Source organism: Acidaminococcus timonensis (assembly GCF_900106585.1).
In the GTDB taxonomy this organism is placed as follows: Bacteria; Bacillota; Negativicutes; order Acidaminococcales; family Acidaminococcaceae; genus Acidaminococcus; species Acidaminococcus timonensis.
The window spans coordinates 397681-414924 of record NZ_FNWH01000006.1 but is presented as its reverse complement, the minus strand read 5'-3'; the positions used below and the strand labels follow the sequence as shown (position 1 = coordinate 414924).

Below are 17244 nucleotides of genomic sequence, written 5' to 3'. Positions count from 1 at the left end.
GCTCAGACCTTCTTCCTTACCAGGCCGGTTCCAGGCTGCCCTTGGCGTTCTTTTCGATCCAGTCCTTCACAGGCTGGCTCTGGAAGATCTTCACGAATTTCTGATAGGTGGGGTTGTCCTTGTCTTCTTCCCGGGCGGCGATGATGTTCACGTACGGGCTGGTGTTGTCTTCCTTGGCAATGGCCAGTTCCGGAGCCAGTTTGGCGCTGTTGGCATAGCCAGCGTTGATGACGGAGGCCGTGGTATCATCCAGGCTGCGGGGCAGCTGCGCCGCTTCCAGTTCCAGGATCTGCAGGTGTTTCGGGTTTTCGGTGATGTCATTCACGGTCAGTTCCGTGGCTTTCACATCCGGGTTCACTTTCAGCAGGCCCAGTTTGCTCAGCATCAGGATGGCCCGGCCACCGTTGGAAGGATCATTGGGGATGGCGATCTTGGCACCGTCCGGGATGTCCTTGATGTCCTTGATCTTGGTGGAATACAGTTTCAGAGGGGCCAGATAGGTCTTGCCGATGCTCACCAGTTTGGTCCCGTTCTTTTTGTTGAAGGCCAGCAGGAAGGGTTCATGCTGGAAGGAGTTCAGGTCGATATCCTTCTGGGCCAGGGCCTGGTCCGGGGTCACATAGTCGCTGAAGGTCTTGATTTCCACCGTCAGCCCCTGTTTGGCGGCTTCCTTTTTCACCACTTCCATGACTTCTTCCGAATACCCCGGGGTAATGCCCACGGTGATGGACTTCTTCTCCGCAGGCGCTGCTGCCTTCTTGTCGCTGCTGCCGCAGCCGGCGGTAAGGCCGGCCAGTGCCAGTACGGCTACCGCACCGGCGATCCATTTTTTCAATTTCATTGTTCATCTCTCCTTTGTTTTCCTTCAGGGAGTGCAGACCAAAAGAAAAGCGCCACCTGCTTTCCGCAGATGGCGCTTTTTGATGACTGGGCTCGCATTCATCTGCCAGGAAACCGGTTCCCGTTGGAATTGGCACCTTCCCGTCAAAGGGGGTTGCCGCAGCGTCATAGGGCCAAATCCCTCAGCTGCTCTCGATGAAGGTTATTCTGTTATGGTCACATTGTATAGTAGGTTGGTAGGATTGTCAAGGACTTTTTGTAACCGATATGAAAACAGTTTGGATGGGAACCTTTTCCGGCCCTCAGTAGGCCGGTGTCCATTTGGCGGACCGGACCAGAGCCCGGGGATTGGATTGCCTAACTTCAGGTTATATCCTGAGAAAGCGGGAGGATCCCTGGCCTGGGGAAAAGGAGGCGATGTGTGCACAGCCCTCTTTTCTCATATCCTCCGGCACCGGTGCCTGGAGGAACAGTTCTTTTCCAGTCCGGGGATGGCAGAATCGGACGGTCCAGGCGTGGAGGGCCTGGCGCCGCAGGGTGGGGTGCATGTTCCCATACAGGGGATCCCCCAGAAGGGGATGCCCTTCGTGGGCGAAATGGACCCGGATCTGGTGGGTGCGGCCGGTGAGGAGATGGATCCGGAGCACCGTCCGTCCCTCCCCCTCTGCCAGAATTTCATAGTCCGTCACCGCAGGCCGACCGTCGGGACGCACGGTCCACCGGTCCACCCCTTCTCCCACCCGTCCCACAGGATGAACGATCCGGCCCCGGGGATGTTCCAGATGGCCTTCACAGATGGCCAGATATTCCCGGTAAATCTGGCTGTGGCTCCTGGTCAGGGCATGTTTGGCAAAGGCAGATTTGGCCACCAGCAGGATGCCGGTGGTGTCCCGATCCAGCCGGTACAGAGGATGGATGCCGCAGGCCTGTCCCGTCCTGTGGAAATAGCCTCCCACCGCCTGGACCAGGGTATCCCGGGCCCCGGACCAGGTGGGATGGATCAGCATGCCCGCCGGTTTGTCCACAGCCAGCAGATCTTCGTCCTCATACAAAATGGAAAGGGGCAGATGGACCGGTATCACTGCTGCCTTTTCTTCCCAGCGGAGGACCAGACGATCTCCCGCTTCCAGCCTGTGTGAGGGGTTCCTGACCAGGGATCCGTTCACGGTGATTGTGCCGTTCCATTTGATCCTCCTCCACAGCTTTTCCGAAAGGTGCAGCGGTCCTCGGGCTGCCTGGCGCACACAGCACCCGGCATGATCCCGGTCCACCTGGTAACGCAGTTCCATAGATTCCTCCTTTGCAACAGAGGACGGCTGCCCATGGCCCGCAGCAGCTCCTCTTTTCCTCCATATTTTTCCAACGATCTCCTTGCAGAGCTCCACAAGGAAAAAGACCGCCCGCAGGCGGTCTTTCCGAAATCGGTTACATCTTCTGATGGGCGCGGCGGGCGATTACGTCCAGCTGCTGTTCCCGGGTCAGGTCGATGAATTTCACCGCATACCCGGATACCCGGATGGTGAAGTTGGCGTATTCCGGTTTTTCCGGATGTTCCATGCAGTCGATCAGCTTGTCCACCCCGAACACATTCACGTTCAGGTGGTGGGCCCCCTGGTCGAAGTAGCCGTCCATCACACGGACCAGCGTTGCCTTCTGTTCCTCTTCGTTGTGGCCCAGGGTTTCCGGAGCGATGGTCTGGGTGTTGGAAATGCCGTCCAGTGCGTATTCGTAGGGCAGCTTGGCCACAGAGTTCAGAGAAGCCAGCAGGCCGTTCTGTTCAGCGCCGTACGCAGGGTTGGCACCCGGAGCAAAGGGGGTGTAGGCTTTGCGTCCGTCAGGCAGGGCGCCGGTGGCACCGCCGTACACCACGTTGGAGGTAATGGTCAGGATGGAAGTGGTGGGTTCAGAGTTCCGGTAGGTATGATGTTTCCGCAGTTTGGTCATGAAGGTCTTCAGCAGCCATACGGCGATTTCATCGGCCCGGGGATCATCGTTGCCGTATTTGGGGAAGTCCCCTTCCACCTTGTAGTCCACCACCAGACCGGAGTCATCGCGGACGGTGGAAACCTTGGCGTATTTGATGGCGCACAGGGAGTCCACCACATGGGAGAACCCGGCAATGCCCGTTGCGAAGGTCCGGCGCACATCGGTATCGATCAGAGCCATTTCAGCCGCTTCGTAGTAGTACTTGTCATGCATGTACTGGATCAGGTTCAGGATGTTCACGTACAGTCCGGCCAGCCAGTCCATCATCAGGTCGAATTTGTGCATCACTTCGCCGTAGTCCAGCACGTCGGAGGTGATGGGTGCGTATTCCGGTCCCACCTGCATATGTTTGCCGTCCTTGGTCAGGAATTTTTCATCCTTGCCGCCGTTGATGGCATACAGCAGGCATTTGCCCAGGTTGGCACGGGCGCCGAAGAACTGCATTTCCTTACCGGTCTGGGTGGCGGACACGCAGCAGCAGATGCTGTAGTCATCGCCCCATACCGGTTTCATCACATCGTCGTTTTCATACTGGATGGAGGACGTGGTGATGGAGATGTGGGCCGCATACTTCTTGAAGTTTTCCGGCAGTGCGGAGGAATACAGCACCGTCAGGTTCGGTTCCGGAGAAGGCCCCATGTTTTCCAGGGTGTGCAGGAACCGGTAGTCGTTGCGGGTGACCATATGGCGGCCGTCCATGCCGATGCCGGCCATTTCCAGGGTGGCCCATACCGGGTCTCCGGAGAACAGCTGGTTGTAGGACGGGATCCGGGCGAATTTCACCATGCGGAATTTCAGGGTCAGGTGGTCGATCAGTTCCTGGGCCTGCTGTTCGGTCAGGGTCCCTTCCGCCAGGTCACGGCTGATGTAGATATCCAGGAAGGTGGAGATACGGCCCACGCTCATGGCCGCGCCGTTCTGGGTCTTTACCGCAGCCAGGTAGCCGAAGTACAGCCATTGCACAGCTTCCTTGGCGTTCTTGGCCGGAGCGGAGATGTCATAGCCGTACACCTTGGCCATTTCCTTCATCTGCTTCAGGGCCCGGATCTGTTCCGCCAGCTCTTCCCGCTGCCGGATGACGTCGTCGGTCATGACGCCGCAGCCGCAGTTGTCCAGGTCTTCCTGTTTCTTGTCGATCAGGAAGTCAATGCCGTACAGGGCCACCCGGCGGTAGTCCCCCACGATACGGCCCCGGCCGTAGGTGTCAGGCAGGCCGGTCACGATATGGCTGTGACGGGCTTTGCGCATTTCGTTGGTATAGGCATCGAACACCGCCTGGTTGTGGGTCTTGTGGTAGTCGGTGAAGATCTTGTGGAACTTGGGGTTCACTTTGTACCCGTAGGTTTCGGCCGCTTCTTCTGCCATCTTGATGCCACCGTAGGGCATGAACGCCCGTTTCAGGGGTTTGTCCGTCTGCAGGCCCACCACCTGTTCCAGGTCCTTCAGTTTTTCATCGATATAGCCAGGGCCGTAGGCGGTCAGGCTGGAGACCACTTCCGTTTCACAATCCAGCACGCCGCCCTTGGCCCGTTCTTCCTTCTGCAGTTCCTGGACCCGGCCCCACAGTTTATTGGTGGCTTCCGTGGGCCCCGTCAGGAAACTTTCGTCGCCGTCATAGGGGGTATAGTTGTTCTGGATGAAATCACGGACGTTCACATCATCCGTCCATTTCACACCTTTGAAACCTCTCCAGGCAACGCTTTCAGTCAGCTTGTTCATAAAAGATCCTCCTTATCAGTTCTTGAATCTTCCGCTTTCGATGGCTCCATCATACCCGATTGGGGATTTGGAAACCTTGATTCCAGTCAAGTTTGGTTTAACTAACTATTTTTACTCCATCCATCAATAGGATTCCGTTGGCCAGCGTCAGCTGGCTTCCATCGGCGAGTGACTGGTGACAGGGTGTGGAAAATCATTTTTTCACACCCCTGCTATACCGCTCTCAAAATTTTCCGGGCGGCATCCACCTGTTCCTCCGTGGGCGGCTCCACATCCTTCAGCTGGTTGGGGATGCCCAGCTCTTCCCACTTGTACAGCCCCATGTTGTGGTAGGGCAGTACCTCCACCCGCTGTACATTGGTCAGGGTATCCAGGAATTCCCGGGTCCGCTGCAGGCTGGCCGGATCATCCGTATACCCGGGTACCAGCACCTGGCGTACCCAGATGGGCTTGTGGATGTCCGACAGGTACCGGAACAGGTCCAGGATGTTTTCGTTCCCCCACCCGGTCAGCTTTTTGTGGGCTTCCAGGTCGATGTGCTTCACATCGAGAAGCAGGATGTCCGTCACTTCCATCAGCTGCCGGAACTTGCTGAAGAAGGGCTCTTTCCGGGTAAAAGGCTGTCCTGCCGTATCGATGCAGGTGTGGATGCCCCGGGCCTTGGCCTTCTGGAACAGCTCCAGCAGGAAATCGATCTGCAGCAGGGGTTCCCCGCCGCTGACGGTGATGCCTCCCTCCGGTCCCCAGTAGGGCCGGTACCGCTCTGCCTGGTCCAGCAGGTCGTCGGTGCTGCGCAGCTGGCCCTTGTGGCAGTCCCAGGTGTCCACATTATGGCAGTACAGGCAGCGCATGTTGCACCCCTGCACGAAGATGATGAATCGTGTCCCCGGTCCGTCCACGGACCCGAAGGATTCAATGGAATGGATACGTCCTTGCATCGCAAACCTCCTCTACAAAAAAAGACCCCGTCAAAGGGGTCGAACCCGAACCTTTTGACAGGGTCATTGTATGATTTTTGCCGGAAGAAATCTTTGACTGGGGTCAAAGATTCAAGATGTCAGAATCCAGATGTCAGATGTCAGCTTTGTTCGACGAAGCAGTCCGGCCGGCCATCTCATCGCCGGACAAGCTGATGTCTGACGTCTTTCAGCGAGCGTAGCGAGCGGTCTGGCTTCTCAATAATTCACCATCTCCATCAGCCCATCCGGATCCAGGATCTGGATGCTGCTCTGGCCGGTCTTTTTTACGTAGCCTTCCCGTTCCAGCTCCTTCAGCTTGCGGCTGATGGTTTCCGGGCGCAGGGCGATGAGCCCGGCCATTTCCTCCAGGCGCAGGGTCACCACGTCCCCAGTCTGGCGGCGATACCGGTACAGCAGCAGGCCGGCCACCCGTTCCTTGGGATCGGCGATGCTCTTCAGCAGGTTCCGCCGGTTGGCGTCATGGAGCTTCTTGCTGAGCATGCCGATGATGCGCAGGGCCACCTCCGGCTCATGGATGGCTTCCTCAAAGTCTCTCCGGGCCAGCCTGCAGCAGTCTACCTCCGTCATGGCGATGGCGGAAGCCGAATACTGGCTGTTGGGTACCAGCACCCCTTCCCACATGGTATCGTGCTCCACAAAGATGCCGGCGATCCGCTCCAGCCCGTCCTGGTCATAGGCGCTCAGCTTCACCCGTCCCCTGTGGATGATATAGATGGCATTGCAGGGGTCCCCTTCCCGGAACAGGTATTCCCCCTTCCGCAGGTGCAGCCGCTGGGCCCGCTGCAGCAGGGTGGCCACCTTTTCCGGAGGCAGCCCGATGAGGAATTCCACATTCTTCAAACATTCACCCCCGCATTTTTTGCAGTGGTCAGGGACCTGAGGCTTCATTTCTGCTCTCCATACAGGGCTTCATAGACCGCCTGGAACTTGGCATCCCGGGCCCGGGTAGCCTCTTTGGCCTTGTCCCCGCTGTAGTCATAGAACCCCTTTCCGCTCTTCACGCCCAGGCAGCCGTTCTTCACCTTTTCCGCCAGAAGCGGCGGTACCTCATGGGAATCCTCCAGGTCGGGCATCAGGTATTCGCTGATGTGCTCGAACACATCCAGGCCACCGAAGTCGATGGTCTCCAAAGGCCCCAGGCAGGCCCAGCGGAAGCCCAGGCCGTATTTCATCACCGCGTCGATGCCTTCCACGCTGACCACGCCCTTCTGCACCAGGCTCAGGGCCTCCCGCAGCACCGCCAGCTGGATCCGGTTGGCCGCAAATCCGGGGACATCCTGTTCCAGCACCACCGGTTTCTTGCCGATGGCAAGGCTCAGGTCATAAATGGCCGTGGCCACCTCCGGACGGGTGTGGTCGTTCTTGATGATCTCGATGAGGGGGACCAGGGTGGGCGGGTTGAACCAGTGCATCCCTAGGAACCGGTCCGGTCCGGTGACAGCTTCCGCCAGTTTGTTGATGGACAGGCCGGACGTATTGGTGGCGATCAGGGTACGGGCGTCCGCCAGCGGCGTCATCTCTTGGTAGAAAGCCAGTTTGCTGTCCAGATCTTCCACAATGCTTTCCACGATCAGATCCCGGCCCCTGAAGGCATCCAGGCTGGTGGTATAGGTGATCTTGTCCACAGCCCCGGCAGAAATCTTCGTCTTTGCCCTGTCCAGGGTGGCCTGGCGGTGGTTCCACAGCGTCACCTCATAGCCCTGCTGGGCGAAGATGTCCGCCATGGAATAGCCCATGGTGCCCGCCCCGGCAATGGTGATCTTCCGGATGGCCCCGGGCAGCAGCCCTTCCAGCCGTTTGAAGTGCAGGAAGTCGTCCTTGGCCCCCAGGGCACGGATCTCATCCGGGGTGGCCAGCTTGAAGCTTTCCACTTCCTTTTCCTGGATGGTCACGTCCTTTTCCGCAAAAGGTGCCTGGAACCGGTAGATATCCACAAAATAATTGTTCTGTTCTGCCGGGCTGTCGCTGCGGTACGTATGGATCAGCCGGCCCTGCGCTGCCGTAAAGGTCAGGCCCGTTTCCTCCGCCACTTCCCGCAGTACAGCTTGCTGAGAGGTTTCTCCGGCCCGGACACCGCCTCCCGGGATCTCCCATTTCAGGGGAGCCCATTCCTTGTCCGCTTTCCGCTGGGTGATCAGGATCCGGCCTGCGGCATCGCAGACCAGAGCCAGCACCGTCAGATGATAGTCCCCCGGCTGCATATGCCAGTCGTTCCGCTCCATCTTCCGTCCCGTCACCTGTTTGTTCCGATCATAAATATCCCAGTATTCCATGCTCTGCGCCTCTTTCTCCGTTTCAAGGGTATGTGCTTATTATAAATCATAAGGAGGGAAGAGAAAAGAGTGGTTAGTGGGCAACGAACCCACCACCAGCCTGTGGCTGGTCCCCCGCCCTTAGAAAGGGCGGATACACAGAAAACAAAGGACAACAGGGATATCCGTTTCAAAAGCCAAATGGCTGGGGTAGAGAACCCACCACCAGCCTGACGGCTGGTCCCCCGCCCTTAGAAAGGGCGGATACACAGAAACAACTAACAACAGGGATATCCGCCCTTTTCAAGGGCGGGGGACCGTTGCGCGTCAGCGCAATGGTGGTGGGTTCTACCCCCCATTCCCTTTTCTCTGTACTCTTCCCCCATAATCCGCTATAATATTCCCATACGACTACAATCGGAGGAATAACCATGGAAGACCTGGATCAAATCATCAAATCCATTACCGATGGCCTGACCGGCAACAGCCAGAAGGACATCGATTACCTGAAAAACTGCATGACCCTGTACCGGGACCACCCCCTGCACAGGGAAATCACCAAAGCCTGCGGCGAACTGCTGTACAAGCTCATGCCGGAAGAAAGCCGGCAGCATGTTGCCGACATGTTCAGCAGGGCCTTTGCCGATTTCCAGCAGAAGCTGCACGAAGCCCGGGAACTCCAGGAGAAACAGGAATATGACAAGGCCATCGCCCTGCTGGAACCCATGAAAGCAGATGCGGAAAATTCCAGCCTGTACCGGTCCGATGAAGAAACGGATTTCCATTCCTTCGCCGAACCCATGGAAATGAGCCTGTACAACTTTTTCTTTGCCCGGAAGGGCAGGAAACTGCAGCAGGCTCCCTTCCCCTTCCACGCTGTGTACCTGCTGCTGGGCAGCATCGAGCTGAGCCGGGGCAACACGAAAAAGGCCCGGAAGTACCTGGAAAAGGCCCGGCAGTGGGATCCGGCCAGTGTGCCCGTGCTGATTGTCCTGGCCCAGGTCCAGCTGGCCGAATCCCAGGTGGAGGATTTCCACCAGACCACCCTGGAAGCCCTGGGTCTGGCCTGCCATCCGGAGGATCTGGCCACCTGCTACCAGAACATCGGCCTGTACCTGTTCCTGAAGGATGATTATGAAGCTTCGGCCAATGCGTACTACCTGAGCCTGAATTTTGGACAGCCCCGGGCAGAAATGGACGACGCCATGAAGGCCATCGAGCAGAAGCTGGGCCGGAAGCCTGAACCACCCACCCATGACCAGCTGAAGGCCTTTGCCGAAAAGTACCAGCTGCCCCTGGGGCCCAATGTGGATGTGCTGCGGATCGCCGCCGGCAATGCCCAGTACCTCCATGGGCAGGGCAACGAACAGGGTGCCCGGTACTACCTGGATATCCTGCACCCGTTCCTCAGCGAAAAAGACATGGAAGCCTTGAAGAAACAGCTGGGGTACTGAAAAAAGGCGCTGTGAAAAAATCATCCACAGCGCCTTTATTTCGCCAGCGTCAGCTGGCTTCCATCGGCTAGTGACTAGTGACTAGTGACGGGGTGTGAAAAAGCATTTTTTCACACCCCCTTTTTTTATTGCCTTTTTCCAATTTTTTCCAGGATCTCCGCTTCCCAGAGCGACCACTCCAGACATTCCTGGGCCTCTCCGCTCCATTCCCCTCCGATGATCCGGGCATATTCCCGGAACTCGGGGACCATGCGGTTGGTTTCCTTCGGAGCATGGACCGACTGCCGTTCCGGCACCGGTCCGGCAGGTTGCCCCGTTGCAAACTGGTCTTTGTCCGGTCCCTGGGTATACTGCCAGGTCACATTCTCCATGTGGATGGGCTTTCCCTCCACCCGGAGCCATCCTTTTTCTCCCTGGACCTGCAGGAAGCCGGGGCTGTCCGAATCCTTGGCCGCCGTCAGCTCCGCCCGGCAGTCCAGGTAGTCCAGCACCAGGACCCCCGAGGTATCCACCCCATTCCAGCCCCGGTTGGCATGGTAACAGACCGCCTCCGGCCTGCCCAGGAGGGCCAGGGCAAAGTCCAGGTTGTACACGTTCAGGTCGTACAGGGCGCCCCCGTACAGTGCCGGGTCAAAGGCCGGCAGCACCTGTCCCTTTCGATAGGCATCATACCGGCTGGAATACTGGGAATAGTTGCACTGGATGAGCCGCAGTTTCCCCAGCGTGGGCACCAGTTCCTTCACCCGGGCAAAGACAGGGCTGTGCCACAAGGGCATGGCCTCCAGCAGATACAGCCCTTTTACCCGGGCCAGGGCCGCCAGTTCCCGGGCTTCTTTCCAGCTGGTGGTAAACGGCTTTTCCAGCAGCACATTCTTCCCGTGGAGCAGAGCTTTCCGCGCATACACCCCATGGACCGGATTGATCAGGGCGATGTACACCGTCTCGATTTCCGGGTCTTCCAAAAAGCCATCCAGATCCGTATAGACTTTCCGGATGCCATAGTGTTCCGCCAGGGCATGGCCCCGCGCTGCACTGTGCGGCCGGACCCAGAGAGCCTCCTTTTCCCAGAAAGGCACCTGGTTCACTGCCGCCAGAGCCACGGGCATGATGGCCCCTGACCCCATGAACCCCAGTTTCATCCCCATCACCTCACATCAAATGATTCAGTCGTGCCGCACCAGCAGCTGGATGTTCTCCTCCCTGTACCGGTTGAAGATCCTCTTGATGAACTGGTGCTTCAACGTGGCCTCGTCCAGGATGTTCCTGATCCGCAGCACCACCTGGAACCGGATGCCATATTCCCCCAGCTGGTCATACCACACCAGAGGTTCGAAGCCGCTGACCCCATACTCACTGCGCTTCAGGATGTACCGGGCCACGTCCAGGGTGACCTGTTCCACCTTCTGCAGATCGTTGTCATAGGTGATCGTAATGGGGATGGAAATGGTACATTCGGCCAGGGGCTGTTCATAGTTCATCACATTGGAGGCCGCAATGTTCTTGTTGGGGACGATGATCATATTGCCGGTGGCCGTCCGGATGGTGGTATTCCGCCAGTTCATATCCACCACACGGCCCGCTTCCCCGCTGGCCAGCTTGATGTAATCCCCCATCCGCACCTGTTTGGAAAAGATGGTGGTGATGCCGCTGAACAGATTGGCCAGGGTATCCTGCAGCGCCAGGGCGGAAGCCAGTCCGCCGGCGCCCAGAGCAGTGAGCAGGGGGGAAATGGAAATCCCGTAGGAGTTCAGGATGAACAGGAAGCCCACCATGTACACCCCGATATCCACCACCGTGGACAGGATGGACATGGAGGAAGACCGTTCTTCGCTGCGGGACAGCCGGCTTTTCAGGTAGGAAGAGGTCAGATGGGCCACGAACAGGGTCACCGTAAAGATCACCAGGCTGTGGAAATGGGCACTGAGGATATGCCGTACAAAACCGGGCAGGTCCAGGATGTCCTTGGTCAGCTGGCTGCCCAGCTGCATCCCCAGCAGCACCGGCATGAACCGGAAGGTGCTTTCCCAGTCTTCCCTCCGTACATGGGTATAGCGGGTCAGCAGATGGATCAAGCCTTTGAACACATAGTGCAAAATGACGATACCGAGGATGTTGAACAAGATGAAGGCCAGAAAGTGGACATGAGGACCTCCATGCTGGAATTCTTCCATGAGCATGGCCCAGGTCAGTGGACGGTTAGGCATAATATGACAATCTCCTTATCTGAAAAGTATACAACTGGCATATAGTATAGCACAAGGGAAATGAGAGGGAAATGAAAAAACGAGTGAATCCTTGTCCTCCCACAAAACTTCACTCTTCACTATTTCCAGTCCCAATTTCAATGATCCGCTGCCCTGCCAGCGCCCGGGAGAACCGGTGGGAAATGCTGAGCACCGTGCGGCCCTGACTGGCCCGCTCCAGGGCCTGGAGGATCCGTTCTTCCGTGTGGCTGTCCAGGCTGGCCGTGATTTCATCCAGAAGCAGCAGCTTTGGTTCCATCACCAGGGCCCGGGCGATGGACAGCAGCTGCAGTTCCCCCTGGGAAAACAGCCCCTCCTCCATGGGTGTCAAAAGCCCCTGGGGCAGCTGCTCTACGGTCTCTTTCAGCTGCACCAGTTCCAGGGCCCGCTCTACCTGCTCCCGGCTGATGGTGGAATCGAACAGGGTCACCTGGTCGGCCACCGTCCCCGGCACCGGGGAAAATTCCTGTTCCACACAGCCGTACAGGGTTCGTTTCTCCTGTTCCGGAATGGTTCCCGCCTGCCAGCCTGCCAGGGTCACCTGTCCCCGGTCCGGGGCATAGAGCCCCAGCAGCAGTTTGAAGATCGTACTCTTGCCGCTACCGCTGGGCCCCATCAAAATGGCCTGCTCCCCGGGCTGCAGGGTCAGGGAAAAGTCCCGAAGGATGGGCCGGTCCGGCGCATATCCGAAAGTCACATGATCGAAGGCCACCATCGCTTCCCCTTTTGCGTCCCCAGGCCCGGCAGCCGTCCCCAGGGGTTCCTCCGGCTCTGCCAGGAATTCTCCGATATGCTGGATCCCTGCCATGGCGCTCTGGATGCTCTGGATCTCCATACCGATGCTCTCCAGGGGGGCAAAGATCTTGCCCACATAGGCGATGGCCGCCACGGCACTGCCCACGCTGACCCCGAACAGGGCCTGCCAGGCCGGTCCCCGGGCCGCTCCGGTCATCATCACCGCCACCACCAGGGCCTGGGTTACCAGGATGATGGGCGAATAGAGGCCGTCGAACACATTGGCCCTGTTGATGGCCCGGAAGCTGTCCGTGATCAGTCTGTCATACTTCTGTTCCATGTACGCTTCCTTGCCCAGGCTGTGGATGGTGCGGATATTTTGGATGGTCTCCGGCACATGGTTATTCACCCGGCCGATGGCTCGCCGGTTCTCCCGCTGGGCCGCCAGGGTCCCCTTCTGGAAGTGCCGGGTCAGCACAAACAGCAGCGGCAGCACCAGGCACAGCAGCCCGAACAGACCCCGGCTGCGGCTCCACAGGATTCCCAGGATGCCCACCAGTTTGCAGGCATCTGCCACCATGCCCACCACCCCGTCGGAATACAGGGTGTCGATGGTATCCCCGTCGTTGACGAACACAGAGGTGATCTGACCACCGGGATGGCTGGTAAAGTACCTGGCCGGCAGCCGGTCCAGCTTGGCGCACAGGGTGGAGCGAAGACCATGGGTCACTTTCTGGCCGAAAAGGGTGATGGCCCCGTTCTGGGCTGTTTCGAAAAAGTCCGAAAGGGCGGTGAGGCCCAGGTACAAAAACGCCAGCTGCCAGGGGATGCCCTTCCCTTCCGTCAGGCTGTCCACGGCCCGCTCCAGCACCAGGGGCGGCAATAGCGACGTAGTCACCGAAAGCACCACCAGCAGCAGCACCAGGCCGGCAGAACGGCGGTGGCGCCGGAACGTCCTTTTGACACTTTCCCAGATGGGATTCCTACCGTTCATCCAGATCCACCCCCTCCTGCTGCAGGTTGTACAGTTTGGCGTAACCCGGCTCCCGGGCCATCAGTTCCTCATGGGTCCCGAAATGGCCGGTGCCCCCGTCGAGATAGAGCACTCCCGCAAATTCCGGGAAATGGGTCAGCCGGTGGGAGATCAGAAAGATCACCCGGTCCGGGAATGCCCGGGCCATGGCCTCCAGGATCTTCGTTTCCCCCTGCCGGTCCACGGCCGCAAAGGGGTCGTCCAGCACCAGCACGGACCGGGCATGGGCCAGGGTCCGGGCCAGGGCGATCCATCCGGGCCTGCTGGCCGCCGGAAAGCCGGGCGCCGCCGCTGCCCACCAGGGTATCCGCCCCGTCGGGCATGGCTGCCACTTCCCGGTCCAGGTGGGTCATGGCCAGCATGGAGTCCACATCCATGTCGTCCCCCAGGGCGATGTTCTCCCGGATGGACGTACTCAACAGCTCCGGATCGTGCCCCAGATAGGAAATCAGGGAATGGCGCTGCCCTGGAGTCAGGGTGCGGAAATCCTGTCCGTTCAGGGTCAGGCTGCCTTCCCATGGCACTTCGCCCAGGAACACCCTGCCCAGAAGGCTCTTGCCGCAAGCCACAGGTCCCGTGACACCGATGATGTCCCCGGGTCTGGCCGTGAACGTCAGCCCCGTCAGTCCCTGTTCCTGTCCCTCATAATGGCAGGCAAGGTCCCGAGCCTCCACGGTCACCGGCACCACCGGTCCGGCCGGCGCCGCAGCCTCCACCTTCACCGCCTGCTGCAGCAGAGGCCGGATCCGCTTCCAGGAAACCTGGGCCTTCTGCACGGCATTGAACAATTTGGCCGCATGGCTGGTCTTCACCGCCAGTTTGGTGAAACAGGCCAGAAAGGTGGTGAAGCTGGCGATATTCCACTCCTCCCAGCCGGTGCCCTGCACGTTCCGGGACCCCAGGATGAAGATGACCACCGTACCGGCCATGGCAATGGCGTCGTACAGGGGCTGCAGGCTCCCCTCGAACAGGTTGGCCCGGGCACTGGCCTTTTCGTAGGCGGTGAGCTGCTCTTCATAGGCCCTGTCCCGGCGGGTTTCCTCCCCGTAGATCCGGTAGGTCAGGGCATGGCTCACCCGGTCCAGGGTCAGGGCGTTCAGCCGGGCTTCCGCAGCCTTGTAGATGCCGTTGGCCTCGGCCACCTGTTTTTTCAGCCGGTTGGCGATCCAGTAGGCCAGGGGCGTGAAGCTGCAGGAAAGCAGGGTCAGTTTCCAGTCGTAGGCCATGAGCAGCACCAGGTACACTACCATGACCACACCGGTGTCGAACACTTCCGTGGTGAATTTCCGCATGCCTTCCGCACAGGCGTCCACGTCCCCCATGGCCTTGGTCATCAAACTGCCCATGTTCTCTTCCCCCAGGGCCCGGGCATCCAGGTGCACCAGGCTGTGGTACAGGGTATGGCGCAGGGTGCGGCTGACCTCATTGCCGAAGAACCGGGTGCTGTACCGTTTGCCCGCCCGGGCCACCTGCACCAGCAGGATCACCAGCACATAAAGAGCCGCCAGTTGGGCCATGGCCGAAACAGGTGCCTCACCCTGGTAGATATCATACAGGCACTGGGCCAGCTGCCCCTCGAAATAGGGGCCGGCGCCCATGCCGATGTTATACAGGATGCCGGTGACCGTGACCACTGCCAGCACCGGTGCCTCCAAACGGAAATAGGAGCGGACCTGGTCAGGCCGCTCCACTTCCTTGATTTTCCGTTCCAACATCCATTGCAGCCCCTTTCTGCAGAGGGCAGGGAGCCCTCCCGTTTTATCTATAAAGGATACCACAATTGAAGGTATAGAAAATATATTGAGTTGATTGTTTACGATTTGTTTTCTAAATGGGTCTCTGGTCCGCCTTACCCGTCTGACATCTGGCATCTCAAAGCGAGCCGTGCCAGCGCTCTGCCTTCTTTTATCGGATTCCTCGCTCCCGGCCCCAGGCTGCAATTTTGTCGTACAGAGGCGTGGGGACGCCGTACTCCTTCCCCATTTCTGCAATGCGGGTCACCAGGCCGGCGAATTCCGATTTGCCGCCTTTCGCCACGTCCCGCTGCATGGAGGTGGTCATGCCCTTTTCCGAACCGTCCATGAGCTGCAGGTCTTTTTCCAGCAGGTCATTCTCGAAGGTGATGCCCATAGCCGTCCCCAAAGCGATAACTTCCTTCACCAGGCCCACGAACAGGTCCCGGGCCTCCCCCGGTTTCTGGAAATCGTCGCTGACCGCATCCAGGTACAGCCCGGCCGCTCCCATGGGCGACACAAAGCTGAACTTCACCAGGGCGTCCCGCTGGATCTGGTCCGTGAAATGGGCCTGGATGCCCGTCTCCTGCATCCGCTGTTCCAGTTCCCGAGCCTTGGGCGCCAGTCGTTCCTCCTGTCCCGGCCGGAAGCCGAAGAAGCAACGCAGGGTCTTCTGGGGCTGTTCGATGATGCCCGGACCACCGATGCGGGCGAACACGTACATACAGCCATCCAGTACCGTGGTATCCGGCAGCTGTTTCTGCATGACACCGCCGGTGCCGAAAACGTTCAGTACGGGCACCACCAGGGTATCGGGGCCGGCTACCCGTCTGGCCAGGGCAATGGCATCCTCCAAATTGTAGTATTTCACACACACCAGCAGCACGTCGGGCGTGTCGTCATAGGCTTCCGCCGTGGTGGCCTGCACCGGACGCACCAGGATGTCGCCCCGATGCTTTGTATGGATGCGCAGGCCGTTCTGCTGCATGGCTTCCAGGTGTCGTCCCCGGGCCAGGAACGTCACATCATTCCCCGCGGCGGCCAGATAGCCGCCCAATACGCCGCCGGTCCCCCCGACGCCGAACACTGCGATTTTCATTGGAATCAAGTCCTCCTGCATTTTTTTATGTCCTTCCCTGAAAGGGAAGGGGGACCGTCCATATGGACGGTGGATGGGTCCAAGATCGGGTGTAAGACCCCCTGCGGGTCCTTTCCCCCTTTTCCAAAGGACTAGGAGACTCCTGCTCGTCGTCTCCGTCGCGGGGGACACAATGTTTTTGTCCTTCCCTGGAAGGGAAGGGGGACCGTGCGTATGCACGGTGGATAGGTCCAGCACTACACTCTCGCCTTCGTCGTACAAACGATCGAAGTCCCCCACCATCCGTTCAAAGTTTCCTCTGTTATCGTAAGACGCTACTAAAAACCCCCTACCCGCCAAAGGCGGGCCCCTTCCCCCTTTCAGGGGGACACAATATTCCACGGGACTAGGAGACTCCTGCTTGTCGTCTCCGTCACGGGGGACACAAAACTTCACTCTTCGCTATTTCCGGTCCCAATTTCAATGATTCTCTCCCCCGGCATATCCGCCCTTTCCAAGGGCGGGGGACCGTTGCGCGTCAGCGCAATGGTGGTGGGTTCCCACCAAAAAAGGACTGTGATCATTCACAGCCCCTTCTTTTTTACCGGATGAAATTCGTCATGACTTTCACCGGTTTGGCCGGTTCTGCTACCCCCGCTTTTTTACCGGCTTCGATGCTCTTCAGCAGCCAGGCCATGTTCCTGCCCAGGGTTTCCATGATCTGGACCCCTTCTTTGTCCTGCAGCACTTCTTCCGGCGTGTTGCCATGGACCATGTTCCAGTAGTTGCTGGAAACAACGGGCATTTCGTTGTACATCAGATACTTGTTCAGCACATCCAGGGTGGTGCTGGTGCCGGCTCTCCGGGCAGAAGCAATGGCAGCAGCCGGTTTGTGACGCAGATCGGCGCCGGCCACACCGGCGAACCGATCCAGGAACACCTGGATCTCACCGGTGGGAGATGCATAATACACCGGAGACCCTACCACCAGGCCATCGGCCTCTTTCATTTTGGCGGCCACGTCCTTCACCAGAGCGTCCAGTTTGCCGTTCACTGTATTCAGGCCGATGTAGATGATTTCCGTGTCGATACCCGCGGCTTCCAGCTCTTTGGCCACCAGGGACAGAGCCGTATAGGTGCAGCCTTTTTCCCGGCGGCTGCCGTTCAACAACAATACTTTCATGGGTAAAG

Annotated in this window: 14 protein-coding genes and 1 riboswitch; of the genes, 1 reads left to right on the top strand and 13 read right to left on the bottom strand. The window is 58.8% G+C overall.

Annotation, left to right across the window (positions count from 1 at the left end; translation table 11 throughout):
• Nucleotides 1-16: 16 nt before the first annotated feature.
• The 6 genes from BQ5462_RS05835 to BQ5462_RS10920 all read right to left on the bottom strand — a co-directional run bounded on the left by BQ5462_RS05835 (nt 17) and on the right by BQ5462_RS10920 (nt 7798).
• Complete coding sequence (locus BQ5462_RS05835; protein ID WP_071142450.1) at nt 17-841, bottom strand: MetQ/NlpA family ABC transporter substrate-binding protein; 825 nt, start codon at nt 839-841, stop codon at nt 17-19.
• A 95-nt stretch (nt 842-936) separates the two neighbouring features.
• A riboswitch (SAM riboswitch) is annotated at nt 937-1042 on the bottom strand.
• A gap of 166 nt (nt 1043-1208) precedes the next feature.
• Complete coding sequence (locus BQ5462_RS05830) at nt 1209-2129, bottom strand: RluA family pseudouridine synthase (RefSeq protein WP_083378089.1); 921 nt, start codon at nt 2127-2129, stop codon at nt 1209-1211.
• 136 nt (nt 2130-2265) lie between these two features.
• Complete coding sequence (gene pflB / locus BQ5462_RS05825; RefSeq protein WP_071142449.1) at nt 2266-4545, bottom strand: formate C-acetyltransferase; 2280 nt, start codon at nt 4543-4545, stop codon at nt 2266-2268.
• A 212-nt stretch (nt 4546-4757) separates the two neighbouring features.
• A complete protein-coding gene (pflA, locus tag BQ5462_RS05820) occupies nt 4758-5483 on the bottom strand; it encodes a pyruvate formate-lyase-activating protein (protein ID WP_071142448.1) in 726 nt (241 codons plus the stop codon).
• Nucleotides 5484-5720: 237 nt separating this feature from the next.
• On the bottom strand, nt 5721-6356 hold the full coding sequence (locus BQ5462_RS05815; RefSeq protein ID WP_235819635.1) for a Crp/Fnr family transcriptional regulator: 636 nt from the start codon (nt 6354-6356) through the stop codon (nt 5721-5723).
• Between the two features lie 53 nt (nt 6357-6409).
• Nucleotides 6410-7798 (bottom strand): 3-hydroxyacyl-CoA dehydrogenase NAD-binding domain-containing protein, encoded by a 1389-nt coding sequence (locus BQ5462_RS10920; protein WP_076978293.1) that lies wholly within the window; start codon nt 7796-7798, stop codon nt 6410-6412.
• Nucleotides 7799-8208: 410 nt separating this feature from the next.
• Between BQ5462_RS10920 and BQ5462_RS05800 the strand changes: the two genes are divergently transcribed.
• The gene (locus BQ5462_RS05800) at nt 8209-9231 is read left to right on the top strand and encodes a hypothetical protein (protein ID WP_071142446.1); all 1023 of its coding nucleotides are present in this window, start codon (nt 8209-8211) and stop codon (nt 9229-9231) included.
• Nucleotides 9232-9356: 125 nt separating this feature from the next.
• Here the strand turns inward: BQ5462_RS05800 and BQ5462_RS05795 are convergent, their stop codons facing one another.
• The 7 genes from BQ5462_RS05795 to BQ5462_RS05770 all read right to left on the bottom strand — a co-directional run bounded on the left by BQ5462_RS05795 (nt 9357) and on the right by BQ5462_RS05770 (nt 17236).
• Complete coding sequence (locus BQ5462_RS05795; protein WP_071142445.1) at nt 9357-10370, bottom strand: Gfo/Idh/MocA family protein; 1014 nt, start codon at nt 10368-10370, stop codon at nt 9357-9359.
• Nucleotides 10371-10394: 24 nt separating this feature from the next.
• Nucleotides 10395-11435 (bottom strand): mechanosensitive ion channel family protein, encoded by a 1041-nt coding sequence (locus tag BQ5462_RS11350; protein WP_071142444.1) that lies wholly within the window; start codon nt 11433-11435, stop codon nt 10395-10397.
• 109 nt (nt 11436-11544) lie between these two features.
• Entirely contained in the window at nt 11545-13203 is a 1659-nt protein-coding gene (locus BQ5462_RS05785; protein ID WP_071142443.1) for an ABC transporter ATP-binding protein, read from the bottom strand.
• Entirely contained in the window at nt 13193-13315 is a 123-nt protein-coding gene (locus tag BQ5462_RS11505; protein WP_205407934.1) for an ABC transporter ATP-binding protein, read from the bottom strand. Before BQ5462_RS11505 ends, BQ5462_RS05785 begins: the two co-directional genes overlap by 11 nt.
• A complete protein-coding gene (locus BQ5462_RS05780; protein ID WP_205407933.1) occupies nt 13272-14957 on the bottom strand; it encodes an ABC transporter transmembrane domain-containing protein in 1686 nt (561 codons plus the stop codon). Before BQ5462_RS05780 ends, BQ5462_RS11505 begins: the two co-directional genes overlap by 44 nt.
• 190 nt (nt 14958-15147) lie before the next feature.
• The gene (locus tag BQ5462_RS05775; RefSeq protein ID WP_071142442.1) at nt 15148-16074 is read right to left on the bottom strand and encodes a ketopantoate reductase family protein; all 927 of its coding nucleotides are present in this window, start codon (nt 16072-16074) and stop codon (nt 15148-15150) included.
• 580 nt (nt 16075-16654) lie between these two features.
• Complete coding sequence (locus BQ5462_RS05770) at nt 16655-17236, bottom strand: flavodoxin family protein (RefSeq protein WP_071142441.1); 582 nt, start codon at nt 17234-17236, stop codon at nt 16655-16657.
• Between the last annotated feature and the right edge of the window lie 8 nt (nt 17237-17244).

Coding starts and splice junctions, on each gene's coding strand:
- BQ5462_RS05830 (WP_083378089.1), bottom strand. CDS start 2,129: ATGGAACTGCGTTACCAGGTGGACCGGGATCATGCCGGGTGCTGTGTG.
- BQ5462_RS05795 (WP_071142445.1), bottom strand. CDS start 10,370: ATGAAACTGGGGTTCATGGGGTCAGGGGCCATCATGCCCGTGGCTCTG.
- BQ5462_RS05780 (WP_205407933.1), bottom strand. CDS start 14,957: ATGTTGGAACGGAAAATCAAGGAAGTGGAGCGGCCTGACCAGGTCCGC.
- BQ5462_RS10920 (WP_076978293.1), bottom strand. CDS start 7,798: ATGGAATACTGGGATATTTATGATCGGAACAAACAGGTGACGGGACGG.
- BQ5462_RS11350 (WP_071142444.1), bottom strand. CDS start 11,435: ATGCCTAACCGTCCACTGACCTGGGCCATGCTCATGGAAGAATTCCAG.
- pflB (WP_071142449.1), bottom strand. CDS start 4,545: ATGAACAAGCTGACTGAAAGCGTTGCCTGGAGAGGTTTCAAAGGTGTG.
- pflA (WP_071142448.1), bottom strand. CDS start 5,483: ATGCAAGGACGTATCCATTCCATTGAATCCTTCGGGTCCGTGGACGGA.
- BQ5462_RS05800 (WP_071142446.1), top strand. CDS start 8,209: ATGGAAGACCTGGATCAAATCATCAAATCCATTACCGATGGCCTGACC.
- BQ5462_RS05785 (WP_071142443.1), bottom strand. CDS start 13,203: ATGAACGGTAGGAATCCCATCTGGGAAAGTGTCAAAAGGACGTTCCGG.
- BQ5462_RS05835 (WP_071142450.1), bottom strand. CDS start 841: ATGAAATTGAAAAAATGGATCGCCGGTGCGGTAGCCGTACTGGCACTG.
- BQ5462_RS05770 (WP_071142441.1), bottom strand. CDS start 17,236: ATGAAAGTATTGTTGTTGAACGGCAGCCGCCGGGAAAAAGGCTGCACC.
- BQ5462_RS05775 (WP_071142442.1), bottom strand. CDS start 16,074: ATGAAAATCGCAGTGTTCGGCGTCGGGGGGACCGGCGGCGTATTGGGC.